The organism is Paenalcaligenes sp. Me52 (assembly GCF_050487965.1).
Classification (GTDB): Bacteria; Pseudomonadota; Gammaproteobacteria; order Burkholderiales; family Burkholderiaceae_B; genus Paenalcaligenes.
In genome coordinates this window covers 129,463-156,446 of record NZ_JBKQFO010000003.1, presented here as the reverse complement: position 1 = coordinate 156,446, position 26,984 = coordinate 129,463, and the positions used below count along the sequence as shown (strand labels likewise).

At 49.0% G+C, this 26,984-nt stretch carries 14 protein-coding genes; 9 read left to right on the top strand and 5 right to left on the bottom strand.

Going from position 1 to position 26,984, the window contains the following annotated elements; translation table 11 throughout:
• The first annotated feature begins 7 nt into the window (after positions 1 to 7).
• Both ACLO87_RS15010 and ACLO87_RS15005 read left to right on the top strand, forming a co-directional pair.
• Entirely contained in the window at positions 8 to 1,207 is a 1,200-nt protein-coding gene (locus ACLO87_RS15010; RefSeq protein WP_430224140.1) for an NnrS family protein, read from the top strand.
• Positions 1,208 to 1,322: 115 nt separating this feature from the next.
• Positions 1,323 to 3,038, top strand: coding sequence for a DUF6138 family protein (locus ACLO87_RS15005; RefSeq protein ID WP_430224139.1), 1,716 nt, complete (start codon positions 1,323 to 1,325; stop codon positions 3,036 to 3,038).
• 36 nt (positions 3,039 to 3,074) lie between these two features.
• Here the strand turns inward: ACLO87_RS15005 and ACLO87_RS15000 are convergent, their stop codons facing one another.
• Positions 3,075 to 3,854, bottom strand: coding sequence for an aminoglycoside adenylyltransferase family protein (locus ACLO87_RS15000; protein WP_430224138.1), 780 nt, complete (start codon positions 3,852 to 3,854; stop codon positions 3,075 to 3,077).
• Between the two features lie 35 nt (positions 3,855 to 3,889).
• Positions 3,890 to 5,080 carry a hypothetical protein gene (locus tag ACLO87_RS14995; RefSeq protein ID WP_430224137.1) on the bottom strand — a complete coding sequence of 397 codons (1,191 nt, stop codon included), beginning with the start codon at positions 5,078 to 5,080 and terminating at the stop codon, positions 3,890 to 3,892.
• Between the two features lie 587 nt (positions 5,081 to 5,667).
• On the opposite strand from ACLO87_RS14995, the gene ACLO87_RS14990 reads away from it, so the two are divergent.
• The 6 genes from ACLO87_RS14990 to ACLO87_RS14965 all read left to right on the top strand — a co-directional run bounded on the left by ACLO87_RS14990 (position 5,668) and on the right by ACLO87_RS14965 (position 21,255).
• Positions 5,668 to 6,675 carry a sulfate ABC transporter substrate-binding protein gene (locus ACLO87_RS14990; RefSeq protein WP_430224136.1) on the top strand — a complete coding sequence of 336 codons (1,008 nt, stop codon included), beginning with the start codon at positions 5,668 to 5,670 and terminating at the stop codon, positions 6,673 to 6,675.
• Between the two features lie 108 nt (positions 6,676 to 6,783).
• Complete coding sequence (locus ACLO87_RS14985) at positions 6,784 to 7,446, top strand: response regulator transcription factor (RefSeq protein WP_430224135.1); 663 nt, start codon at positions 6,784 to 6,786, stop codon at positions 7,444 to 7,446.
• A gap of 1 nt (position 7,447) precedes the next feature.
• Entirely contained in the window at positions 7,448 to 8,761 is a 1,314-nt protein-coding gene (locus ACLO87_RS14980; RefSeq protein ID WP_430224134.1) for an ATP-binding protein, read from the top strand.
• 124 nt (positions 8,762 to 8,885) lie between these two features.
• Positions 8,886 to 10,859, top strand: coding sequence for a TonB-dependent receptor domain-containing protein (locus ACLO87_RS14975; RefSeq protein ID WP_430224133.1), 1,974 nt, complete (start codon positions 8,886 to 8,888; stop codon positions 10,857 to 10,859).
• Positions 10,860 to 11,233: 374 nt separating this feature from the next.
• Entirely contained in the window at positions 11,234 to 18,826 is a 7,593-nt protein-coding gene (locus tag ACLO87_RS14970; protein WP_430224132.1) for an autotransporter-associated beta strand repeat-containing protein, read from the top strand.
• Between the two features lie 242 nt (positions 18,827 to 19,068).
• Positions 19,069 to 21,255, top strand: coding sequence for a TonB-dependent receptor domain-containing protein (locus tag ACLO87_RS14965; RefSeq protein WP_430224131.1), 2,187 nt, complete (start codon positions 19,069 to 19,071; stop codon positions 21,253 to 21,255).
• Between the two features lie 83 nt (positions 21,256 to 21,338).
• On the opposite strand, the gene ACLO87_RS14960 is transcribed toward ACLO87_RS14965, so the two are convergent.
• A complete protein-coding gene (locus ACLO87_RS14960) occupies positions 21,339 to 22,199 on the bottom strand; it encodes a LysR family transcriptional regulator (RefSeq protein WP_430224130.1) in 861 nt (286 codons plus the stop codon).
• Between the two features lie 135 nt (positions 22,200 to 22,334).
• On the opposite strand from ACLO87_RS14960, the gene ACLO87_RS14955 reads away from it, so the two are divergent.
• A complete protein-coding gene (locus tag ACLO87_RS14955; protein WP_430224129.1) occupies positions 22,335 to 23,888 on the top strand; it encodes an MFS transporter in 1,554 nt (517 codons plus the stop codon).
• 10 nt (positions 23,889 to 23,898) lie between these two features.
• Here ACLO87_RS14955 and ACLO87_RS14950 read toward each other — a convergent pair whose 3' ends face one another.
• Both ACLO87_RS14950 and ACLO87_RS14945 read right to left on the bottom strand, forming a co-directional pair.
• Positions 23,899 to 24,924 (bottom strand): GlxA family transcriptional regulator, encoded by a 1,026-nt coding sequence (locus tag ACLO87_RS14950; RefSeq protein ID WP_430224128.1) that lies wholly within the window; start codon positions 24,922 to 24,924, stop codon positions 23,899 to 23,901.
• A gap of 128 nt (positions 24,925 to 25,052) precedes the next feature.
• On the bottom strand, positions 25,053 to 26,936 hold the full coding sequence (locus ACLO87_RS14945; protein ID WP_430224127.1) for an amidohydrolase family protein: 1,884 nt from the start codon (positions 26,934 to 26,936) through the stop codon (positions 25,053 to 25,055).
• Positions 26,937 to 26,984: the final 48 nt, after the last annotated feature.

Genomic DNA, 26,984 nt, shown 5'->3' with positions numbered 1-26,984 from the left:
GTAAGTGATGGCACACGATAGCAGCATGACTAAAGGGTGGATGCCTCATAAGGCATTGGCGTTTAGGCCTTTCTTTTTCTTGGCGGCCTTAAGTAGTGTGGTGTTTTTGGTGGTATGGATACTGTTCTGGCATGGCAAAGTACTATTGCAGCCGTATGGTTCTATGCTGTGGTGGCATCAGCATGAAATGCTGTTTGCCTTCGTGTCGGCGGTAGTAGCGGGTTTTCTACTCACGGCCGTACGTAACTGGACAGGCATGCCTAGTCTGACGGGGGTGCCGCTATTGTTGTTGGTACTGCTGTGGCTAGCCGGGCGAGTCTTGATGGCCTTTCCACCTCAAGGATTAACGGTGGTGGTAGGCCTTGTAGACATGGCCTTTTTACCCGTGGTAGCGCTAATCATGGGCTGGTTGGTGGCGCGTGCAAAACTGTGGCGCAATATGATGTTTGTGCCTATCTTGACCTTATTGGCCTTGGCGAACATAGGCATGCATGTGGGCGCATGGCGTGCTGATTTCGAGTTAACACAGCATTCGGTATACATGGGTATCTTGCTCATCACCTTATTGATGGTGATTCTAGGTGGCCGAGTCATACCATTTTTTACCTCCAGAAAACTTAATCGCGACGCCGTGAAACCGCGTAAAGGCTTAGAACTAGGATCAATACTCTTGGTGTTGATACTGGTGATTTGGCAGATTCTGGCGATCTTCGGTGTCAATGTATCGACTACAGCGATGGCGATCGTGTGTGTGGCTGCCGCCATCTGTAACGCATGGCGAGCACTACGGTGGGAAGGTCAGCGTTGTTGGCATGAGCCATTGTTGTGGGGGCTACATACTAGCTATTACTTCATCGCCATCGGTTTATTACTGTGGGCGGGGGCGTTATTGGGCTGGATGCGCACCGAAATCGCTATACATGCACTCACTATAGGTGCCATGTCCACCATGATTCTTGCCATGATGGCGCGGGTAAGTTTAGGCCATACCGGCAGGGTTATTAAAACCTTGCCAGGCATAGGATTGGCATTAGCATTAATGTTGATTGCCGCAGTAGTACGTGGGCCATTGCTGGCGGTATTTCCTACCATTGCTTTGCCGGTGTATGACGCAAGCGTGACCTTATGGGGCGTAGCCTATGCGATTTTCTTGTACCACTACAGTAAACCGTTGTTGACCATTAGGGCCGATGGCGCAGAAGGCTGATTAGCATTGATCTTGGGTTTGCGGTGGTCCATCTAGAGGGCAGCGCAAACCCATTGCTACAATTTCCTAGGCGTACTGTGGCAAAATCGTGGCTTAGAAAATAGTCAGGTATGCCATGAACCAGCCCACCGCATTTGTCGCCACCATCATCACTGCACTCAATCAATTGGTCACCCATAAGCGGGGCGAATTGAATGGCACCCCTGAAAGCATAGTCAGTCGCAGCCCTTTGCAAGATGGCATGTTTGATGAGCTGGGCATCAACATTGAGAATACCGTTGACGCGAATAAAATGCGTATCACGGTGCAGTTATCCTCACAAGAGTACAGCGTAGTAGAGCTGGTAGAGCCGCGTTGGACGGCCGAGCAACTACAGCAGGTATTGATTCCTGCTTTGCGTCAGGCCGTGTACGAGTGGCTGGATACGCAAAAAGGCGATGCATTTTGGGCCCATAGTGTCGTAGTGCAGTTGTTGTACCCGGCACAGTTTGGTCCAGCCTTAGAGCCGCATGGTATTTTGCTGCAGTATGTGGATGAGGCTAGGCAAATTGCCTTACGTCAGCGTATAGATGAGTACCTGAACAGCAATGTGTGGGAAGGGAAGCATCCGCCCAAAGATTTGGACGTGATGTTCTTACTGCAGCATTTACTCAGCCCGCAGTTGTATGCGGTCATTGATGCGGCGCAGGCTGAACGAGCCTGCAAAACCATTCTTGAGCTAAGCAAGGTGTCCCCTAAGCGCTTGATACAAGTGCGCAATACCATGTTGACCACCTTGAAACACTGGGCAAACAAGGTGTTTTTGCCGCGCTACTTTGACACGGTAGAGCCGCTGTATGGGTCATCCATGTTCTTCTCTGTGGTACCCGATCACGACATAGGCGTGCGTAACAAGGTAGCGTTTGCAGTAGAGGATCAAGCTGCCGTCGAACTATTGGCCTTTATCGCCGTACTGATCTTGCAATATGAGCCTAACTACAGCCGCGATACCGGCATGGCGTATCTACAAAATGCGGGTGAGCTGGGCTATCAACGTGCTTATGATTTGTTAAAAACCGGCAGCGGTTTAATTGATGCAGCCTACACGACGTTACGCACTGACGATGTTGAGTGCATTGCCAACGACGTGCAAGCACAGGTCAAAATCAAGATTCTGCGCGAAGGTGCAGCAGCTTATGCCACCGCTTTGAACTTTCTTAGCAATGTGTTGGAGCAAGGTTTTCCACATAGCTACAAAATACTCTTAAGCAGCAAAGCTAAAGCCACTTTCCCTGTACCCAAATTAGGTAAAGGCAAAACCCTGCAGTTTTTTGCGAATGCGGTGCAGTATCCAGAGTTGTATGCGGAATTAGAGCGCTACGCGACTACCGCCATGCAAGAGTATGAGTGGTACACCGACCAAGAAAACGAATATTGCGCTATGCCCGGCAGCTACGCTGTTTTTGCGTTGGCATTGGCGGATGAGCGCTATTTGCCCTTACTACAGCGTTACTTGCATCAGGTGGATGATGAGCACCAAATGGTGCATCAACAGTTTCTCAAAATCTTGCTAGAACAACGCGGCATGACGGCAGCCAATAGCGCGATTGTGGTGGATGGCATAGGGCGCGTGAACGGCGACTTTAAAGCCAAAGTAGCCCCAGTATTTGAAAGTGCAGAGGCGTTGCTGTTATTGCTAGAACAAAGCCGCACGCTGGATAACTATGCCCTGCAAACGTTGGTGTACTTTATCTGGGGCTCTGAGGCGGCGCTGCGTAAAGTGCATAAACTAGCACCGGAGCCACAGAAGGCGTTGCTGGGGGAGTTGCTGGAGCTATGCGGCAAAGCGTAGGCAAGGTGTGCTTTGTGCGACAGGTCTGTGAGTTATTTACGTGTTTTGCAGTCGCTGCTGAATGTGTTTTTTCATGATGCTCATGGTATGGCGCAGCAGTTTAGACTTTGCCGCCCAGTCTTCATCTATCCTATTCACATAGCCGTCTCTGGCATAGCGTAGCAGCTCTGCGTGCTCAGCCTCCACGCGTTCAGAGGCCCACGTGGCGGCGTGGTCTTTAGAAGTGAACTCACCAGTGCAGGCGGTGTACCACATGCGCGCTAACGTTAGTAGCACGTTGCGTTCATCGCCTTCAGCAGATGCTACTAATGAGGGCAGTAAATCGCTGATAGCTTGCTGTATATCAGCGTCGGGAATGGTGGGTAGTTGTGGAGCATTAGTAGCCGTATACAACGGCAGCACAGCCTGTTTTGCTTGAGCCAAAATCAATGTGTACTCAGGGTCGGCACTGGCCTCTTCAAGGTCACCATTTTCTATGTCTGCTCGTAGCCATTCGCCATAGATGAACTCACAACGTGCGGGATAGTGCGTCACGCTAGGATCATCCGCCAAAAAAATCATTACTTCTAAGGGGCGTCGCCCCGCCTTATCAGTGGGGTAGTGGCCAGAAATTTGTAGTAGTCCATACGCCAACTGTTGGCGGGTTTCTGTGGAAAGCGGTTGGTGAACAAACGCCAGCACATCCACATCACTGCGTGGGCGTAGCCCTTGCGTGACGACAGAGCCATGCAAGTAAACCGAATGCAAATTATTGAGTAAGCTGCGCTGCAATAGTTGTAGCGCCTGTGAGGCTTCAGAGGGAATGGCTACGGTCATACAAAATGAAGAAGGTGTGACGAACGGCTAAGGGGTTAATAGAGCTTTTCCCAACCCACCGCCATAGTATGCAATTTTCTAACGCCCCATACCGTAAATTCAGAAAGTTCTTCGCTGTCCGGTGTATAAGGGTCGCGTAGCAGTATTTGTGCCTCGGCGCGTCTGGCGCCTGGCGCTAAGCCGAAATAGCTGTATACCGAGCCTACATAACATGACGATTCTGCCCATACAGGTATGGTACCTATGCCATCTACACTGTAATGCAAGGCTGAGCCTATGGAATAAGACCCTAGGTCTTCAGGCGCAGTGTCTGCCGGTACGGGACACAGTGGAGTAGGAACATCTGTAGCTACCGTTTTGGTGTTCTGCATATTGCCTAATTCGCTAAACAGTTTAGCTTGATCTACATAGGCTGCAGGGTTGGTACGCGCTCGTTTATCAGGTGGGGTAACGCCTGTAAATTCAGTTTTATAACTGACGGTGATGACAGGCACTTCGGCAGTGTGGTGAAAAGGTCGTAAGAGGTAGAACTTTTCTTGGCTAAAGGTGCCGTCAAAAAATAGCGCATAAATTTGCCCGTCTATATCCAACCATGTGCTCCATTGGTTGGCGCCACGCCCATTTTCGGTAAACAGTTCGCCAGGCATGAATGAGTCATCTTCTGGAGCAGCATCCGCGTCCGCAACAAATTGCTCACCATCGCGTTTAAGTACGCCGGTGTAGCTGAATAATCCTGTGCCGCCTATATAGCTTTCAATAATCAGATCGCGCTGACCATCGTTATCCAAATCCATCAGGGTGTAGGAGATATTGCCAGACTCTGAGTAGGCAGTGATGTCAGAGTTTTGTATTGCTTTCCACTCATCTGGGCTAATGCTTTGATCGGGCTTAGACAGTTTGGCGCTGTCGGTTTCTACGTTGAACTGCTGTTCGAAATAGCTAATAGGGCGCTTGATAGGAAAAGCGGCAACCAATGATTCTTCTAATGGTCGGTCACTTAGCAACTGCGAGGTGAGTACGTCGTACAGCTTGTATAACGCTGCTTCGTCTTTGTTGGTGGCAGCAACCGCTGGGGCTAGCACTGAACCCAATAGTGTGTAGCCCAATACGGCAGAAACAATCCGACTATGGCGGCGCAGCGAAAAGGGCTGTGCAGTAAGAGCGCGCTTAGCGTGTGATGGGGCGTAAGGGGCTGGCTTGTGGCCAACGAAGAAATCAGTAAGCATGGCGGCTCTTGGTCAGAATGCGTGGTACTGCAGTGGTTTTCTCTAACAACACAGTATACGCGTGTGTTTATTAAGTCGCGTAGTGCTGAAAATATTTGTTATAGAAGTTTCATGAGTTTTAGTTATTAATAGTATCGCAATGAATATTTACATTCAATTTTTAGCTATATAAGCGTTTTTGAAAAAAATCAGAATTTTTGTGATGGTAAACGCTATTTTTTGATACGGAAAACACTGATTTCTGAAAAAATATAACGTAGTAAATATGGTCTAGCTATCATGCTTTCTAGGAAGAAGGTAGGGATACCTCAATCAGGGGGATGCTCCTGAGTATGAGGTGTGGGTGAATGCTACGGTATGGTAGAAGGTGTTGTTGATATAAATAATATAAATTATTTGTTTATATTATTTGATGGTGTGGATGTGTTTTGTATAAAAAAATAATATTTCTTGGTAATTATATTCAGTTTTAAAAATAGTTATAAGTGCATGAGGACTTTGTTGTTCGTATTCAATGATGGGTTGCTCATAATGCTCTGCATGAATAAATGATTTGGCAGCTATGCCAATGTTATGTGGAGTAGAAGATGAATGTGAACATTACGGCGGGGGTATTCACGCTGATCGTCGCGATAAGCAGTTTTACTGTCATGGCGCAAACCAGCAGTTTGTTGAATGCATCTTTCGATGTGGCCCGTGAAACCTTTGCCGCGGTGAATCCTAAGTTTGTAGAGCATTGGCAGCAACAAACCGGCCAGAGCATCAAGATAGATCAATCGTTTGCAGGCAGTTCGCGCCAAGCACAAGACATTATTCAAGGTAAAAAAGTCGATGTAGTCACTTTTAACCAGGTCACTGATATAGATGCCTTAGTAGAACGAGGCATTGTGGCCGAGGACTGGGCACAGCGCTTGCCGCACAATAGCTCTCCTTACTACAGCACCATTACTTTCTTGGTGCGTGAAGGGAATCCTAAAAATATCAAAGACTGGGATGATTTAGTACGCGATGACGTCAGTCTAGTGTTTTCAAACCCTAAAACCTCCGGTAATGCGCGCTATAGCTACTTGGGGGCGTGGTTGTTCGCGCATCAAAAATTTAACGGCGATGAAGCCAAAATTAGGGAGTTTGTAGGCAGCCTGTTGGCGAACGTAGAAAATTTTCCTACTGGCAGTAGAGGGGCAACTGTGGCCTTTGCTCAAAATGGTCAGGGTGATGTGTTGCTGACCTTCGAGTTCGAGGAGCGCAATATTCTCGCTAGCCCAGAGTTTCAAGATCAGAGTTTTGAAATCGTTGTGCCACCTAGCAGTGTCTTAGCGGAGTTCCCTGTGGCGGTGGTGGATAAAGTGGCGAATGAGCGGGGTACCCAAAAACTCGCAACCGCCTTTCTACAGTTTTTATATACGCCGGATATTCAGCGCCTTTTGAGTGACTTTAACTATAGGGTGCGGGATCCGGACGTTGTCCAAGAAGCAGCGACACGCTTCGACTCTTTGAAGCTGATCAATCCAACCGAAGTGTTAGGCTCGTGGCGGGCCATACAAGCTAAGCATTTTGCGACCGATGGTGTGTTGGATCAGTTGCAGGCCCAATAACATAGCAGGACGTAACCTGAGTGGGTAGTGCAATGGGGACTTTCTGTAGTATCTTCTTTTTCTTACTATAATAAGAATCATTATCAAATAAGAAACGCAGAAGACGGTATGAGGCTATTGGTAGTTGAGGATCACGCCCCTCTTAGCGAACTTTTGCAGCAGCATCTGCAGCGTTATGGTTTTGTGGTGGATGTCGCGCCGTCGGGTGCTGCTGCTCTACAGTTAATCGCACATACGCATTATGACGCCTGGATAGTAGATCTAGGGTTGCCTGATATGGATGGCCTACAGTTGTTGGAAGGCATTGCATCTAGGCCGCCCTGCATCATTTTATCTGCGCGTGATGCTATTGCTTCACGCATTGCCGGTCTGAATGCAGGGGCAGATGATTACATGCTTAAGCCTGTAGACATGCAAGAGCTAGAGGCCAGATTACGCGCTATTTGGCGACGCACAAGCCAGCAAACAGCTATGTTAAGTCGTGGTAACTTGAGCTTTATCCCAGCGTCTTTGCAAGCTGCAGTAGGACAGCAGCCATTGGATTTGCCAAGGCGCGAGGCCATGTTGTTAGAAGCCTTATTGCGTTCGTCACCTCGTACAGTGATTAAAGATTACCTTGAGGATGCGCTATACACGAATCACGAAGCGGTGACGTCTAATGCCATAGAAGCCTTGGTATCCCGCTTACGGCGTAAGTTGAAAATTGCTGGTGCAACCATACGTGTGGATACGGTACGAGGCATAGGTTACCGGCTGGTTACGGATGCGTAATATGCGTAGAGCCAGCTTGCGTCGTCGCTTATTGTTGTCGTTTGGGCTAGTGTTTTTACTGGGTTTGGCGGCTGTAGTGTTGTATCTGTTGGATGCTAGGGATCAGATACGACGCAGTGTGATCTATATACAAGCCCAAGAGCTGGGTAAGGGTTTAAGTATGCATAGTAACCCTGCCGATTTGCCTGATCATTATGCTGGTAGCCCTATGGCATACACCTTATATGACGCTACCGGAGAACTGCTTTGGTACAGCGGATTTTTAGGGCGTCCGTTAAAACTGAAGCAATATGAGTCAAGGAAGTGGCTGCACTTCTCGCATCCTAGTTGGAGTAAAGCGAGCGGCAAACTTATTAGTATCCCTGTTGTGCTGGCTGATGGTGCAACCTTGATGGTCTCCAAAGAGGACCGCATGGAGCGCGAACTGTTGGATACCTTATTTCACGCGCAGTTTATTCGCAGTCTGTTTGTGCTATTACCCTTTGCGGTACTGGGAATGGTGTTGGCGTGGTTCTTGTTGCAGTGGGCATTACGGCCCGTTCAGCAGGCAGCTAGGTTGGCGAGTCGTATAGGGCCACAGTCTCCCGAGTTACGTATTCCGATTGAGACATTGCCAGTAGAAATTCGCCCGTTGGCGCAGGCTGCTAATCTAGGATTAGAGCGCTTTGCCAATGCCTACGAGAAAGAACAGCAAGTCATTGCTGATGCGGCGCATGAGTTGCGTACCCCGTTAACTGTTTTAGATTTACGCCTACAGCGTTACCGAGCGGACGGGCAGGCAGATTGGCAGGCTATAGACGATGAGCTTAAACAATTGAGCAGATTGGTTGGTCAACTATTGTTGTTGGCGCGGCAAGAGCAAGATATAGAACGCCAACAACATGCGACATCCACAACGCGTTTGACACGCCTAGTGCGAGAAACTGTACTGGGTTTGATGCCATTGTTTGAAGCAGCGCAGCGATCCATACAGGTGCAGCTACAAGAGCATGTAATCGTGCGGGGGCAAGAGTCGCTGCTGCGTGATGCGATACGTAACGGCGTAGAGAATGCATTGCTTCATGGTCAGGGTGATGTAGTGGTAAGGCTGTATACGGCGGGTGAGCAGGTGGTTTTAGATATACAGGATCAAGGTACGGGCGTACCTGTAGAAAGGTGGGAAGCTATGTTTGAACGTTTCCACAAAGCCGATCCAGGTAGTTCGGGTTCAGGCCTAGGCTTATCAATTGTGCGACGAATTTTGCGTAATGCAGGCGGGGATGCCTGTTTTGTCAGTATGCAGCCGTGCACGATGAGGTTGTATTTTCAGCAGTAAGGCTTGCCCGTCAGGCTGTGGTCAGGTTGTATTTTTATAATGAAAATGATTCTTATTTATAAAACTCATGCAGGCACACAAAAACCGATACAGGTTTCCGCTTGCACTCTGGACCACTACAACTATGACTGGCTTTACACCGCACCACTTTACGCAGCGTTTGTTGTGTAGCGCTGTATTGGGCGCTTTGGCACTACCTATATACGCACAAGAACAGCACGTCAATAAACTGAGTAATATCGTCGTCACAGCATCAGGGTTTGAGCAGGTGATTGCTGACGCACCAGCCACTATTACCGTAATCACGAAAGAAGAACTGGAGGGTAAGGCCTACCGTAACATCACGGATGCCCTACAGGATGTGCCAGGGGTATCCATTGAAGGTGGTGCCAGTGGGAAATTTGAAAGTACTAGCATCACCATTCGAGGTTTAGGCGAGAGCTATGTACTGTTTCTTGTGGACGGTAAGCCATTGGGTACATCGTCCGAGGCGTATTACAACGGCTTTGGGGGCGGTGCTACCACTAACTTACTACCCCCTATGTCAGCCATCGAACGTATAGAAGTGATACGTGGTCCTATGTCGTCGCTGTATGGTTCTAGCGCGATGGGTGGTGTGATCAACATCATTACGAAGAAAATATCACCGGAATGGACAGGTGAGGTAACGCTGGATGCAACCTTACAAAAAAGATCTGAATCGGGAAATGCGTTTCAGGGGCGCTATAACCTGAGCGGACCATTAATTGCTAACCGTCTAGGCATTATGCTGTCTGGCTCTAGTTACCACAGGCGCGAAGATCGTATTGCAAGCGGCTATGGTAAACAGCGTATTAACAATAACAATGCGAGGTTAGACTGGATCCTGACTGACAACCACAGTTTGCGTTTTGACGGGGGCATTACTACCACCGATAACTTGCGTACACCAGAGCGCTCAGGCAGCGAGATGGACATGAATAACAAACGCATTTATTACGGTGTGACGCATGACTGGAATTGGGGCAGTAGTAACAATACACGTACCTACGCGTTACAAGAAAAAGTCACCATTGAAAATGGCGGTACAGAGTCTGAGTACCGATCCAGTATTTTGAACAGCAGAACGCTACTGCCATTGGAGTCACATACGATTACGGTAGGGGCTGAGTACAAGAAAGAAGAAACCTTGCACGATGCTAGTCGTTTTCCTGGTTCTAAAAATACTGACTTATCTAGATGGCATGCCTCATTATTTGCCGAAGATGAGTACAACCTAACCGATAATTTCACCCTAACGGGCGGCTTGAGGGTGGACCGTAATCAGCATTACGGTAATCACGTGACCCCACGTTTGTATGGTGTGTATAACGTGAGTGACGATTTGGTGTTGAAAGGTGGTGTGAGTGCGGGCTACAAAACACCAAGTTTGAAACAGGCCGATGATGGCATTGTTGAAAATGCAGCACGGGGACGTTCATGGGACATGGGTAACCCAGACTTACAACCTGAAAAAAGTACCAGCTATGAGTTGGGGTTTGTGTGGAGCACGCCTGATCAATACAGCTTTAGCGTGATGGGTTATCACACACGTTTCCGTAACAAAATTGGTAAGCAGTATGTGTGTCAAAGCTCTGGCAGCATTCCTGAATGTACCTATAACGGTGAAACTCGCCAAAGTATTCAGCAATACATCAATCTAGACTCAGCTCGCTTGCAAGGTTTAGAGGTGGGTTTTGGCATGCCTATTGGTGAGCAAGTTCGTGTGAACACCAACTACACGCTATCGGACAGTGAAATTACGTCGGGAGCAAGCAAGGGTAAACCGCTGAACAACACACCGCGCCATATGTTTAACCTAGGGGTGGATTGGCAAGCCACCGAAGCGATTAACTTCTGGGGGAAATGGAAACATAAGAGCCGTACCATTGAAGGCGGTAGCAGTCGTATCCCGTCTTACTCCATGGTGGATGTGGGTATCAATGCCGACATCACCAAGAATATCAGTGCGTTTGCGGGTATTTATAACCTGTTGGATAAGCAGATTAGCGGTGATGATGGGTACGACAAAATCTTGGATGGTCGTCGTTTCTATGTGGGGGCAACGCTAAGGTTCTAATGCTTTTAGCGCTGGTTGATGTTAGAAAAACCGTAGCCGGTGTGGTGCAATAGCCTCTGCGTATTGGCTACGGTGTCTGTATCAGTTGAAACCGAATATTGATACAGACATAAGTTGAATACTAAACCCTTATGAAAATTGCTCATGTATAAATTGGTAAAAGTAATTTTAAAAACGTCTATACAGAACAGTGTAAAAAGCAGTTTTTAGTGCCGTGCAGAAGTCCAAAAAACAGTGAAGGAATTACGTAAAGAAAAACGTATGAGGTAACAACTAGGCACATAGTACGCAGGTTCGGAAATCATGGTTGACAGGCTGCTTCTTATAATTCGAGGCATCAAAAACCGTCGAGTTTCTTATCAGAGAGCGCACCTATGAACCGTATTTATCGAGTCGTTTTTAATGCCAAGCTGGGGCTGTGGCAAGTAGCCAGCGAGAGCTGTAAAGCACGGAAAAAATCGGGAGGGCGTAAAGCAACTCTGGTCGCGGCGGCGGCTGCATTTATCAGTGTGAATGCCTTAGCGCAAGGGACTATTACGGCGACGGGGGATGTCAACCTTATACCTCCTGCTACTGGTCCATGGGATATTCCGACAGCATTGAATATAGGTACTACCGCGCAGTCAACAGGACGTTTGGAAATTAAAGACGGGGCTGAAGTAAATATCACAGGCAAGTCATCAGTTAGCGTGGGAAATAACACAGGGGCCAGTGGCACCATCGTGGTTGACGGTGATGGATCTCTCTTAAATGTAAGCACCGCTATCAGTGTGGGTAGGAATTTTTCCAAAGGGGCGTTAGAGGTAAGAAATGGCGGCGCTATTAAGGCCGTCAATATCCTGATCAATGAGAGTGGTGTGGGGGGCCGACTCTTGGTAAATGGGGCAGGCTCTAAAGTTGATGTGAGTAATACATTAACTATCATGGGCCCTAATCCAGGTGAGGTTGGTGAGGTACAGATAGAAAACGGAGGGGCGGTTACCGCTAAAACGGTTAGGGTTAGAGCAGGTATCGGTGCAGAAGCCAGAGTGGTAGTGACAGGTGCTGGCTCGTCATTGACGGCAACGGATACCATTCTTATGGATGGTGAGACTGTTCCAAGTCTAGGCTCTGTGTTAGTGGTGCAAGAGGGGGGCTTAGTAAAAGCCAGTAGCATCAGTATGAATCCCGCTCAGACTAGCCCTGATTATGCAGCTGCCATTTATGTGGGCGGTGCGTCACATAATGCGGCAGATGCCAAAGCGGCTGGTACTTTAGATGTTGCTAGCATCGACTTTGGTGTGATGAAAGGGCAACTGAACTTTAACCATACTGACGCCAATTACACTTTAGCCGCAGCGATAAATAGTTCAGTTCTAGGGAACGATCAGCAGATCAATCAGATTGCAGGTCACACCACCTTGACCGAGGACAGCTCTGGCTTTAAAGGCAAAACCACAGTTTCTGGCGGTACGTTAGTTGTTCAGAATAAATTGGGCGGTGCGGCTGAGGTCATTAGCGGTACGTTGCAATACGGTGCTGCAGGTGTTGGGGCAACGAGCAACCTAAGCTCATTGACCGTAAGCGGCGCTAATAGTGCGTTATTGATCAAAGGAACGGCAGGGCTTGACGTTGCTGGTCAGGTAGCGATCAGTGATGGTGCTAAATTAGAAATGGATGTGGTGCCTAGTGCAGCTACAGTGGTGCAGGCGGATGGCTTTACTATTGGTGCAGGTACCGTGTTAGACATCAGTGGTATTACCAACGTGCAGCAGTTGGGTACTGATTTGGTGTTATTCAATACAACATCAGGTATTCAGAATGATTTTGCATCAGTCATCGTGCACGGCTATCAGCCTCAAGCAGAAGACTATTTGGCGTTAAATACACGCAAGTCAGTAGATGGCAAACAATATGTGGCCAAGAAAGGCCTAAGCTGGACCGCTAATAACAACCTAGCGAACGGTGTGTTCACACTTAATGCGGGGGCAAGCTTTGATGCGGATGAGGATCTTAAAGATGAGAAAGCAAATGCTGCTACGGGTTGGGATGGCAAGACTCTAACCAAGAAAGGCGAGGGCACGCTGACTTTAAGTGGCAATAACAGCTATACCGGCGACACCATTGTAGAAGGCGGTGTGCTGCAGATTTCTAGCGATAGTAATCTGGGTGATGCCAACAGTGTGCTACGACTGAAGGGGCAGAGCACCACCTTGGCGACTACAGCTAACTTCACAAGTCGTCGTGAAGTAGATTTACAGCAAGATGCTACCTTGTCGGTGGCTAGTGGTACGACGGTTGATTGGGAAGGCGATCTAAAAAGTACAGGTACCACACTGAATAAAACCGGTGCAGGTACCTTGGTGCTAAGTGGCACCAATAACGGTGCAATCTCTCACAACATCGCTGAAGGTAGGCTACAAATTAGTAGTGATGCCAACCTAGGCACAGGTACCGATGCCATCACACTCAGTGGCGGTACATTGGCGGCGTCAGCATCCTTTGCTACCGCTAGAGATATTAGTGTTAGCCAAGGTAGTGCTATCGAAGTCACCACCCGTACTGACACTTTGGCCCTATCCGGTCAAGTCAGTGGTACAGGGGACTTAGTCAAAACGGGTGCTGGCGTACTAGAACTGCAAAATGCAGCGAATGCGTATGCAAATACTGATGTACGTGCAGGTGGGGTGAAAGGTACGGCAGAAACTATCAAAGGGAACGTAAAAACCGTAGCTAACGCAACGGTAGAGTTTGCTCAAGTTTCTAATGCTACCTTTAATGGGGTGATATCGGGTAACGGCCGACTGACTAAGTCAGGGACAGGCGAGTTGACTCTGGGCGCACAGAACAATGGCTTCTCGGGCGTTATGGATGTGTTAAGCGGTAAGTTGGTTGTACTGGAAGCCACCGCAGATGAGGCGCAGGTTTATGCTGGTTCTACCTTGCAGTATGGCGATGGTACGCAAGGCGGACTCAGTACGGTGGCTAGCCAACTGAGCGTGAATGATGCAGGTAGTACGCTGGCTATTTATGGACCTGCAAAGCTCAAAGTAAATGGTACTGCAATGTTTGCGGATGATACCAAGCTGGACATTAGCTTGGGTGGTAATGGCGTAGCGTTGACGGCCAATGAAATACTCATGGGCGGTGATGTTAGTTTGAACCTCAGCGGCCTTTCTTCGTTGGCCATGAACCAAGAGGTCGTCATTATTGACACCACCGATGGCATTTTGGGTGACTTCGCATCCGTAACTGTAGATGGTTCACGCGCGGAGGACTACCTGACTGTCGGTACACGTAAGTCTATAGATGCCAAACAATATTTAGCTAAATATGGTTTGAGCTGGTTGGCTAAGAATGTCAATGCACATGGTACGTTCACGCTGGCAAATACATTCAACGTGACCGAGAACCTCACAGATGAAGCCGCGAACGCCGCCACAGGTTGGGACGGTAAGACGTTAACCAAAAAAGGCGCTGGAACGCTGACACTCAGCGGTGCAAACAGCTACACCGGTAACACCATTGTAGAAGGCGGTACGGTCTCTGTTTCCCGCGATGATAATTTGGGTGCAACAGCTAGCAACCTTGTCTTGAACGGTGGTGGCTTAGCGGTTACGGATTCCTTCACTTCTGCTCGCAAGGTAGATTTACAGCAAACGGGTGCTGTGGATGTGGCCGCAAATAAAACCTTGGGGTTGAACGGCACTATAGAAGGGGCAGGTGGTTTGACCAAAGCTGGTACCGGTAAATTGGTACTAGGCGGTACAAATACCTACGCTGGCGACACCGTACTAGAAGGCGGTGAGCTGGAAATCGCTAAAGATGAAAATCTGGGTGATGCCAACGGCGCAGTACAGATCGCAGGCCAAGGCACAACGCTTTCTACTACAGGCAGTTTTGCAACGCAGCGTGAGCTAGATCTGCAAGAAGACGCCACCGTATCGGTAGCTGCAGCGATGTCTGTGGACTGGAAAGGTGATGTCAAAGGCTCGGGTACAACCTTGCTGAAAAAAGGTGCAGGTACGCTAGCGCTAGATGGTACCAATGGCGCGATCTCTCATGATATTGCTGAGGGTACGTTACAGGTAGCGAGTGCAGCTAACTTGGGTACAGGCACCGATGCCATCACCTTAAGCGGTGGTACCTTGGCAACGACAGCGTCGTTTACGAATGCACGCGATCTACAAGTCAGCAAGACTAGTGGTGTTGACGTAGCAGGCGGCACCGAATTGGCTGTGTCTGGCAAGGTTAGTGGCGCAGGTGATTTGGTGAAAAAAGGTGCTGGCACGCTGCACTTGCAGAACAGTGGCAATGCCTATGGCAACACAGAAGTACAAGCAGGTTTGCTGAAAGGTGAGGCTGCAGCTATTAAGGGTAATCTGAAAAACGATGGCGCAGTAGAGTTCGCTCAAGCTACGAATGCTACCTTTACGGGTGCAATCTCGGGTACTGGTAGTCTAGAGAAAACTGGTGCAGGTGAGCTGACACTGAGTGCACAAAACACAGGCTTTACCGGCCATACCAAAGTGTCTGAAGGCAAATTGGTGGTGTTGGGTACCGCAGGTTCTAGCGCTGAAGTAACAGGCGGTGCATTGGAATACGGTAATGGCACCACTAACGCCGCCAATAGTTTGCAAGGTGATTTGAATGTTAGCGGTGCAAACAGTGCATTGGGTGTAATGGGCCCAGCGACATTGACTGTAGCTGGTGACGTGAACATGGCCAATGACACGAGTTTGTCGCTGGGTGCGATGGATAACGGTGCGGTGTTAACGGCTAAGAGCGTACAGTTGGGTTCCGACGTTAACTTTATGCTTAATGGCGTGTCTCAAGCGGGTGAGCAAGAAGTACTAGTGATTGATACCACTAACGGTATTAATGGTGACTTTGCCTCAGTAAACGTAGGTGGTGCATCCGGTGTGGTGGATTACCTCACCGTGGGTACACGTAAGTCTGCTGATAGCAAACAGTTCTTCGCTAAGTACGGCTTGAGCTGGTTGGCGAATAACAATAACGCGCACGGTACATTCACACTAGCAACTGCGGCTGAGCAGTTCTTGGTAGGCACTGATCTTAGTGACCAAACCGCAAACCCACAGACTGGTTGGGATGGTAAAACACTGACCAAAGCAGGTGCTGGTACGTTGGTGTTAAGTGGCAATAACAGCTACACCGGCGATACCTTAGTGCAAGGTGGCGTGCTCTCTATTTCCAGCGATAAAAACCTGGGTGCAGCAAGCAGTAATTTGGTCATGAATGGCGGTGGGTTGGCGACTACAGCCTCCTTTAATTCCGGCCGCCATATGGACTTGCAACAAACAGCCGCTGTGAATGTGGCTGCCGATACCAAAGTGGATTGGCAAGGCATCATCGATGGCGCGGGTGGTTTGACTAAAGCCGGTGCCGGTACCTTGGTGTTGAGTGGTGCGAACAACTACGCCGGTGTCACCACGATTGCAGGCGGTACGCTGCAAATCGATAGCGATGCAAGACTGGGTACAGCCCCTAACATGGTGTTTGATGGCGGTGGTTTGGCAACGACAGCGTCCTTCAACTCAGGGCGTGAAATTGCACTGAACAAAACAGGTTTTGTAGATGTGGCAGCAAGCACAGAACTGGGCCTGCAAGGTGACATCAGCGGTGCTGGTGGCCTGATTAAAGTAGGCACCGGTACTCTGACACTGGCAGGCACAAATAGCTATGCTGGCGACACCACCTTAGGTGGTGGTATTACTCAAATCAGCAGTGCTGCTAACTTGGGTGCAAACAGTGGTGCGGTAGTGTTTGAAGGCGGTAGCTTGGCTGCTACAGCATCACTGAACACTGCACACGATTTCACCTTGAACAAAACCGGTAGCGTTGCGGTAGCCGCTGGTGCAACGATGGGCGTAGACGGTGCAGTAACGGGTAAAGGCGATTTGCTGAAAACAGGCCAAGGTACGTTAGCGTTGAGCAACACCGCCAACGCCTATGGCAACACGCTGGTGCAAGAAGGTACGTTGGTGGCGCAAGCAGGCAGCGTGTCTGGGTATATTGCTAACGCCGGTACGGTTGTGTTGGATCAAACCGCTGATGCTACGTTTGCTAACGACATTCTGGCCTTGAACAACCAGAAAGGGAGCATGGTCAAAAAAGGGCAAGGTACGTTGACGCTCGCAGGCCAATCCGCGTTGGATTGGAATGTAGAGGCTGGTCAGTTGGCGACAGCAGCAGAGCGTTTTGCAGGTAATGCAAACATTGCTTCCGGCGCAACCTTGGCGCTGAACCAAGCGGCTGATGCAGCGTATGCAGGTCAATTGGCGGGTACAGGTGAACTACGCAAAAAAGGCGCAGGCATGTTGCAAGTCACTGGCGACAGCTCTGCCTTTAACGGTCAAGTAAACGTAGATAGCGGTGTGTTGGCCGTGAATGGCAAGCTAGGTGCTAAACAAGCCCTGATTGCTGACGGCGCAACGCTGGCTGGTACTGGCACGATTGGTAGCGGTAACGGTGCAACCGTGACCATTGCTAAAGGTGGCGTACTGTCACCTGGTAACTCTATTGGCAAGTTGACGGTAGATGGCGACTTGGTATTCCAGTCTGGCTCACGTTTTGATGTAGAAGTTGACCCAGTGGGTACAGCCTCTGACTTGGTACACGTCACAGGTAATGCGACATTGTCGGGTGGGGTTGCCCATATTGGCGAAACAGGTAATTACCAGTTGAACGCGGCCTACACTATCCTGACTGCAGATGGTTCGGTAAACGGTACCTTTGATAGCGTGAAATCTAACTTTGCGTTCTTGAACCCAGAGCTGAAATACAACTACAGCGATAGCGAAGTACAACTGATTTTGAAACGTAATGGTGATACCTTTGACTCGCGTGGTAGAACACCTAACCAGCGTGCTACTGCCAGAGGTATTGATAGCATGGGGTCTACCTCTACACATAGTGTGTACACGGCCATCGCTAAATTACCTAACGATTCAGCACTGATTGAGCGCAGCTTAGATGCCTTGTCTGGCGAGATCTACGCCTCTACCAAAACTGCACTGATTGACGATAGCCGCTTTGTACGTGATGCCGCTACAGATCGTATGCGCTCCGCTTTTGGTGGTGCAGGTAGTAGTGGTAGTGCGGTGATGGCTGACAAAAAAGTCGCTCAGGCTAACGCCACAGGTACGGCTGCATGGATGCAGACTTACGGCAACTGGGGGGATACCGATAGCGACGGCAATGCGCACAAACTTAAACGTCGTACATACGGTTTCTTGGTCGGTGCTGACACACCGCTTGGTGATGGTGCATTCCGCGTAGGCGCATTGGCGGGTTACAGCTACACCAAAGCCGATGCTAATGATGTAAGCAGCACGAATAAGAGCGATAACTACCACGTAGGTTTATACGGTGGTGGTCAGTGGGATAACTTGGGTGTACGTATGGGGGTAGCGCATACTTGGCATGACATGCGCGCAACGCGTTCAGTTTCTATTCCCGGTTTCTCTGACGATCTGAAGTCTTCGCCAAAAGCACGTACTACACAGATCTTTGCTGATGTGGGCTACAACATTGATGCGGGTTCTGTGCAATTGGAACCGTTTGCTAACTTGGCTTACGTGAATCTGCATAGCAGTAGCTTTAACGAGCGTGGTGGCGATGCAGCACTGAAAGTGAAGAGCGACAATACCAATATCAGTTACATGACATTGGGTTCACGCTTCAGTACTGAAATGGATGTGGGTGCAACCACTGTGATGGCCAATGCTTCTCTTGGGTGGCGCCATACCCTTGGTGGTGTGACTCCAGAATCCACACATCGCTTCTCGGCTGGTAATGCCTTCACAGTGTATGGTGTACCTCTGTCTCGCGACAGTGCGGTATTGGAAGCTGGTTTGGGCTTGAAACTCAGTCGGTCGGTAACGCTGGGTGTGTCATACCAAGGTCAGTTGGGTAGCGATGGCAATGACCATGGTGTACGCGCTAACCTAGGCATAGAGTTTTAAGTCGTCACGTAGCAAACAAAAAAGCCCCTTTTTGGGGCTTTTTTTATGGTTGAGTGCAAAGAGGTCATAGGCAGTGCTGCGCTTTTGTAACTAAGGTTCACAACTTCCAATCTAGATATGTCTAGGGCTTACACAATCGAGATTGATAGTGATAATGATAACTGTTATTGTTTAGTTCCTTTTTGGGGAGAGAGAGTTACCGTCAGTTGGATGGTGAATGATGGGATTTAGGAGAAGTTGAAATGAAGTTTATGGTAGAACCAAAACGGCTAGTTGTATTGATGGCGGGTGCTTTCGCAGCAAATGCTGTGGTGGCACAGTCAAACAATATGGCTACACAGCTTAATAGAGTTGTTGTGACGGCGTCAGGCTTTGAGCAGAAGATTAAGAATGCACCTGCCTCTATTTCTGTGATCACCAGGGAAGATTTAGAAGAACGTCCTGTTCATTCCATTGCTGAGGCCTTGCGAGATGTAGAGGGGATTGATGTTACTGATGGCACAGATAAATCGGGTAGTCTACAAATACAAATGCGAGGGATGCCTGCAGACTACACGTTGATTCTGATTGATGGGCGTAGGCAGAACAGTGTAGGTAATGTACAGCCCAATAGTTTCGAGCGTACCGAAAACAACTTCTTGCCACCTATTTCTGCAATTGAACGTATAGAAGTGATTAGGGGGCCCATGTCCACACTGTATGGTGCGGATGCAATGGGCGGTGTAGTTAATATCATTACCCGCAAAATTTCAGATGAGTGGCGTGGGGCAGTGAACCTTGGTACCACCATCAACTTTGATTCTGAGTTTGGTAATAACACCTCTGGGGATTTTTATATTGATGGGCCGTTGAAGCAGGGGTTACTAGGCATGTCTGTGCGTGGTGCTTATGTCAACAATCAAGAAAACAATGTCACCTATACCAATGACGATGGCAAAGAGGTCACACCTACTTTTAGCGGTAATAAAGTTCCTAACCATCGTTACGATACCGGTTTACGATTTGCGCTGACGCCTACTAAGGATCATGACATTGTGCTGGAAGGTACGTGGTCCAGACAAAAGTACGACAACTCTTGGTGCGCACCCAATACCACTAACCTAGGACGTTGTGGTGCGATGGGGCGCTGGAATGGGGGGTATTCAAGTGATGCACTACGCTTTCATCGCGACTCTTACACGCTAGCGCACACAGGCCGCTACAGCTTTGGTACGTGGGATAGCAGCATCATGCATAACACTACCGAGACAATTGGTAGGCTGATTCCAGAGGTGTTGCCACCTCAACACCGACCGCCAGGCACAGGGCCTAATGACCCACGTGACTTGAAAATCCGTAATATCGTGTTTGACACTAAATTGGTCACTCCATTAGGCACGGATAACCATATGTTTACGTTGGGTGGGCAATGGTGGTCTGCCAAAATGACGGACACTTTGGTGGGCAGCCCTATGGAGCACAAGCAGTGGGGGATCTTTGCAGAGGACGAGTGGTCCTTAACAGATGATCTTAGCCTGACACTAGGTGCTAGGTACGATCACCATAATTGGTATGGTGGCCACTTTAGCCCTCGTGCGTATGTGGTGTGGAACACAACACCAAACTGGACCATCAAAGGTGGTATTAGCCGAGGCTTTAAAGCGCCAAAAGTTAATGAATTAGCGCCAGGTATACAGAACGTTGGGGGGCAGGGAACACGGCCAATTATTGGTGGTAATCCTGACATGAAACCCGAAACTAGTACGTCATCTGAGATTGGGTTTATCTATGACAACCTAAGCAACTTCTCTGTTGGGGCTACCGTCTTTAATACTGATTTCAAAGATAAGTTGGAGTCAGAAAGAGTATGGAATTGCCGCTATACAGGTGCTGACAGGCCAATGAATGAGGAGTGTGTGGACATAGGTAGTTGGACGGATGATAACGGCGTGGAGCAAGCTACCTTCAGTAGACGTACCAACCTTTCCAAGGCCGTCACTCGCGGGGTAGAGCTACAGGCTAAATATTTGATTACCGATAACCTGGATATCTCTGCTAACTACACATATACCTATAGCAGGATTAAATACCCAGGCCATGCTGACGATGGTAAACCACTGACCTCAACACCCAAAAACATGTTCAACGCTAAGCTGACATGGTATCCAGATGACGCCTTAAGCTTGTGGACACGTTTGGAATACAGAGGGAAGCGTTATCGTGATAATCAGGGAGAGAACGGTAGCAACCGCTATTACCGATCATTAACGTTGGCTCATGTAGGTGGTACATACAGAGTAAATAAAAATGTAGCCTTAAACATGGCGGTTTATAACGTGTTTGATACCAACACCGTAGATTACCAGCGAGAAGGTAACTCCTACGCCAACCAATATAGGATGGTTGAGCCTGGCCGACGCCTCTGGTTGTCCACAAACATTACGTTCTAATGGTTGTGTAGAGAATATAGCAGTAGGCCACCTCAGCAGAGGTGGCCTTTTTGTTGGACGTAAGTTAATAGGTTTTTTGGGGATTATGCCGGTGCTCGATGCTCTCTGTAAGCAGCAGCTAAGGTGCGTAAGGCCTCACGCGATCGGGTGTCGGTCAGCGTTGAATGCAACATAATGCGTGATGAGGGTAGGGGGGGTAAGCCCATACGTTGACTCACCTCGATGGTGTCGGCGGGAGCTAAGCGACACGAAAACGCTGCAATGGCTAACCCAGCAGATACCGCTGCCATGACCGCGGCATGGCCACCACCTACAAACACTTCGCTCCAATTTAGTTCGGCTGTTTCTAAGGCACGGGTGGCAATATCACGTACACCACAGCACGGTGCTAGTGCAGCTAGGCGTAATGGTGTGCCTGGCGGTTGATGAAAGGTAGGAGCCGCAAACCAACCAAAGTGTTCTGGCCCTAAGTCTTCACCATCTCGACGATCATCTTCTTGTCGAACAATCACGGCATCCAGCTCGCCGTTATCAAAGGCATCCAGTAATGAGCGCGAGTTTTCTATACGTACTTCGATGGTTAAGGCAGGGTCGCGTGCATTGAGTCGAGCCAGTAGAGTGGGGATTTCAGGGCCAGCCACATGTTCGGCTATACCTAGCCTAAAGCGCCTGCACTCGCACGATAACGCTTGTACCGCACGATCGTGCGCCACAATGAAATCACGGGCAGGTTGCAGAAACAGCGCACCTGATGCCGAAAGACGTACTTGGCGTGGCGTGCGTTCCAGCAGTTTGTAGCCCAGCCTATCCTCTAGACGTTTTAACTTCACGCTGATTGCGCCTTGTGTGCTGCCTAGCGCTTCCGCAGCGCGGGTAAAACTTTGGAAATCCGCAATAGCAATAAAAGCCTGTACAGAGTCCACATCCAGCGTTGGCTTACTCATATCTATTCAATTTTGTTGTTACTGATATGTTCAAGCATAGCATTGATGAATGGTTGTGGGATGACTAAGATCGGTAGCCTGTGATGGCACGCCACAATGCGTGTCTGCATTATCGTTTTTCTCAAAGGTTTATTGATGTCACTTTCACCTTTACAGCAGCGCAAATTTGCCCTGATTGCGGTGTGTTTATCCGCATTGATGCTGGGTTTGGAAATCTCCAGCGTGCCGCCTATTTTGTCCACCATAGAGCAGGTGATGGGGGCGAGCTTTAGGCAATTGCAGTGGGTGATGGCAGCCTACACCATTGCGATGACGACTATTTTGATGGCGGTGGGCACGTTAGCGGATCGTTATGGGCGTAAACGCGTCTTTGTGATTGGCATCATAGCCTTTGGCATTACCTCGCTGATCTGTGGTCTGACTGAAAGTGCAGAGGTGCTTATTGTGGCGCGTTTCTTGCAGGGATTAAGCGGAGCCATGATGTTGATCTGCCAAATCGCGATTTTATCCAGTCAATTTCGCGATGGCGTAGAGCGCGGCAAGGCTTTTGCGTGGTGGGGCATTATATTTGGTGCTGGGCTAGGTTTTGGTCCCATCGTGGGTGGTGCAATTTTGGCCTTAGCGAGTTGGGAGTGGGTGTTTTTAATTCATGGGGCTTTGGCCGTTCTAACGTTGGTACTAAGCATTGTGGGTGTAGAAGAGTCGGTAGATCCAAACGCCACACGTTTAGATATAGCCGGTATTGTGACCTTATCCGTCGCGGTATTTTGCTTGGTGCTGTTCGTTACACAAGGTCCAGTCTTAGGATTTGGTAGTGCTGCGGCTCTAGGGATCATTACGCTATCTGCCATCAGTGTGATTGGTTTTATCGTCGCAGAACGTCTAGCTACTAGGCCGATGATTGAGTTTTCGGTGTTCAGAATACGCAAATTCTCAGGAGCGCTATTGGGCTCTATGGGTCAAAACTTTAGTTTCTGGCCGTTTATCATTTACCTGCCTATTTATTTCCATGTGGGATTAGGTTACGACAGCGTACAGACGGGTATGGCGTTATTAGCCTATACCTTACCCACCTTATTTATACCCCCTGTGGCAGAGCGACTGTCATTGAAGTACCAGCCTGGCGTGGTGATTCCTTTGGGTTTGTCTACTATAGGCTTGGGCTTTGTATTGATGAAAATAGGCAGTATCTCTGCCCAGCCAGGATGGTGGATATTGCCAGGTTGTGTGCTTGCGGGAATAGGGCTGGGTTTAACGAATACTACGGCTACCAATACGATCACGGCGGCAGTATCTGCCGACCGAGCTGGCATGGCTTCAGGTGCTGACACTAGTGGCCGAATGATTTCCTTGGCATTCAATATTGCTGTGATGGGATTGGTGTTGGTAGAGGGCATTAGAGCGTATCTGGTAGAGACTCTGTATGTGGTAGATAGTGACGAAACACGCTTCTTGGCCGAAAAAATAGCGGCGGGTGATGTGACAGCTGTAGAGCAAAATGCTGAGTTGCTGGCACACATATCAGCGCCTCTGGATGCCGTGCATGCCGCGCTGATTTATGGCTTTGGTTGGGTGATGACCTACGGAGCACTCAGCGTATTAGCCTTGGCGGCATTGAGTGTGATGGTGTTTGCACCGTGGCGTGCAACAACCACAACAATACGAGAAGGCTGCGAAGGTTATATGTAAGTAAAAGGTGCTAACGCAATGTGGTTGTACCTGTGTCTTGTGTCGGTGCGGTACTGAGCCGGCGTTCTTCACTAGGGCTGTAGCCGGTCATTTTTCTGTAGGCATTCCCAAAGTGGGAAGCCGATACAAAGCCGCAGCGTAGTGCAATCGAGGCAATAGATTCTGTACTCTCTTTAAGCAGCCGTCTAGCTTCATGCAGTCGTATATTTAAGTAGAAGCGTTGCGGAGTCTGCTCAAAATGCTGTAGCCATAAGCGTTCGAGTTGGCGTATGGAAACATTGCAGTGCTCAGCAATAAACTCTATAGAGACTAGGTGCTCAAGGTTCTGCTCCATATACGCAATAGCGGCAACCAGTCTGGCATCGTGGATGCCATAGCGCCATTGCACAGCCATACGCTGTTGTTCTTCTGGTCCGCGAATACGGCTGTGCAAAAATTGTTCTGCAACGTTCGCGGCAAGCGGAGCACCATTGTCACTGGCGATTTGGGCAAGCATCATGTCCATAGCGGCAGTACCGCCGGCACAGGTCCAGCGATTACCATCCTTTACATAGAGCTCTCTACAGGCTTGTAGAGTAGGAAACTCTTCCGCGAATTGGCGTAAAGACTCCCAATGTACGGTGCACTTATAGCCTGCGAGTAAACCTGCGCGGGCTAATACAAAAGCCCCATTACTTAGTGCTCCTAAGGTGGTGCCTTGTATGGCTTGTTGTCGTAGGAAACTGAGTACATGCGGCTCGCGTACATTTTCTATGTTTAGGCTGGCAACAACGAATAAACGATCTAAAGGTGGTGCTTGTTCTAACGCTATTGTTTGCACAGAGAAACCGCTACTAGAACTGACTTGATCTCCACTGGGTGAGAGCACATGCCATTCGTACAGGCGCTGATTGCTAAGGCGATTCGCTGCGCGCAGAGGGTCGCTGGCACACGCCAGTGCTAGCATCGAAAAATCGGGAAAAACTAGCAACCCAATACGTTTGATAGGTGCTGTTTTTTGAGAGGCCTCTGGTGCGTTTGCATGTGGGTCAGGCATGGATGATTCAGTATCTATAGGTATGGGTGAAGTGAATCAAAAGCATAGAGTATTCCTGTAGACCTAACAATGCTGCTAAAAAAAGGCCCACGTTCTGTGAGCCTGTTGGGTATAACTGGGGCAAAGAATTAACGTGTACGTATGCCTTGATCTATGCGCTGAATTAATGATTGGAAGATCGGGTTGTCAGCGATAAGTTGTTGACCATGTTGCATGTCTTCTACTTGTAAAAGCTCTGCTTTAGGTTGCTGTTTGCTGTAAAGAGCATGCAACCGAACAGACTCTGCTGGCATATGCAAGGTGTTGTCGTTGCCATGAACAATCAGCGCGATAGGCAGCTTTCCAGTAACAGTGGGTAAATCGGCCTCTGGGTTAAAGGTAATGTACTCTTGATAAGAGCTTGCAGTTACAGCCTCGCAACCAGGCCAATGGTCTACACCGCTAGCATCAGTGTAAGCACCGAGTTGCTGGTCTACATAAGCTTGAGTGTCTACGTCTAGTGGGTAATAACCCAAGCGCGTTTGTGCTGTGCCAGTATCAAATGGAGGAATGGCAGACATAGGATCTAGTTGCATGATATCGCGATGAGCCGTTTGAGCATCAGCGCGCAGATTCTGCAGGTCTGTCAAGCTGGTATAGCTCATGGGGATGTAGAAGGGAATCTGCTCCCCCCCTTGCTTTGCCAACTCTATGACAGCAGCCAAACTGGCAGATGAGCCCATCGCCCAAGACGCTACAGCTGGCATCTGATCAAAATTCTGTTTGCACCACGAAATGGCAGCTAGCATTTCTTGTACTTGGTCTGCTAGGCTGACGCGAGTTACGCGCTTGCCATTCGCCACGAAGGTGTTTCTAACTTGGCGATTAGTGAAAAAACCAGCTACGTCGTAGGTCATTACACGATAGCCACGGGCTGCCAGTGCTTTGGACATCAACTGGCCATACATGCTCACGCCGCCAGTAAAGCCTGAGTTAAACACCACAGGGGGGAGTGACTCATCAACCTGTTCAGGTAAGAAAACTCTGCCTTGTAAATCTATAGTTTCATCAGAGTAGGAAACAGGGAAGGAAATAACGCGTTCAGTAATGTTGTTCATAGTAGGTCTTTGTGGGTAAAGGTTGGGAAAAATATCGCTTGCAGTTGCACGTAACAGGGTTTCGGGGCTAACTCCCTGATGCAGAGAGGAGAGATGAGCCAAACGCTCTACATAATCAAACGCTTGGGTAGGGGTGAAGCTATGGGCGTAAGGCACACCTTCTTGGTCAGTGCCTACATGAGGTGCATCGGTTGCTTCTAGCAGTAGTCGCTGCGGCCCCACGTACTGCAGAATTTTTTCTACAAAAGGCTGTGCCGCAATCGGGTGTATAGAGGTTCTATAACCAGGTCCCTTGAAGTACACATTGCCGCGTATTTTGGCTTCTTGAAGTAGTGCTAAGTAGGCGGGCTCATTGGCGCCTCGTTCGGGATGGCAAGTACCTAAGTGATCAATTAATACAGTGATATGTTTGGGTAGCTGACGCAGTACGCGCAGGTTGCTTTCTGCTTCGCAGGCATAAATGTGTATATGGTGATGCGGTTGCAGGCGCGTCAATAACTCTTGCCATGCGGGGGTGCTATAGGCATTAGTGCTAATGCTTGTAGGTTTGGCATTGTGCAAAACGATACGTATACCCGCCACTTGTGGGTGGCTTAAACGTTGGTCAGTAGCGTAGTCTGGATCCGCCATGATGGTGCCTACCAGATGTATATCCCCGTACCGTTGCGGATCGGATTGCTGCAACTGATTCAACTCTAGAAATGAGGCAAATACATTTTCAGAGTCCGGCAAGATACTGAGGTGGACGTTATTGAGTAGATACGGTTTTTTGCCGGCATCAATGAGTGTGTCCAAATACTCTTTTAGCGGGTGTGGGCTGGGCAGGGAATAAGGGAGAGATGCTGCTACCGACTCCAAATCGTGAGCGGTATAGAAATGTACGTGAGCATCCAAACGCGGAGAAGCTGAGATCATCTTAGGGTGTAGTAGCAGAGTTAAGGTCAGGAAAAGATAGCCTGCTTT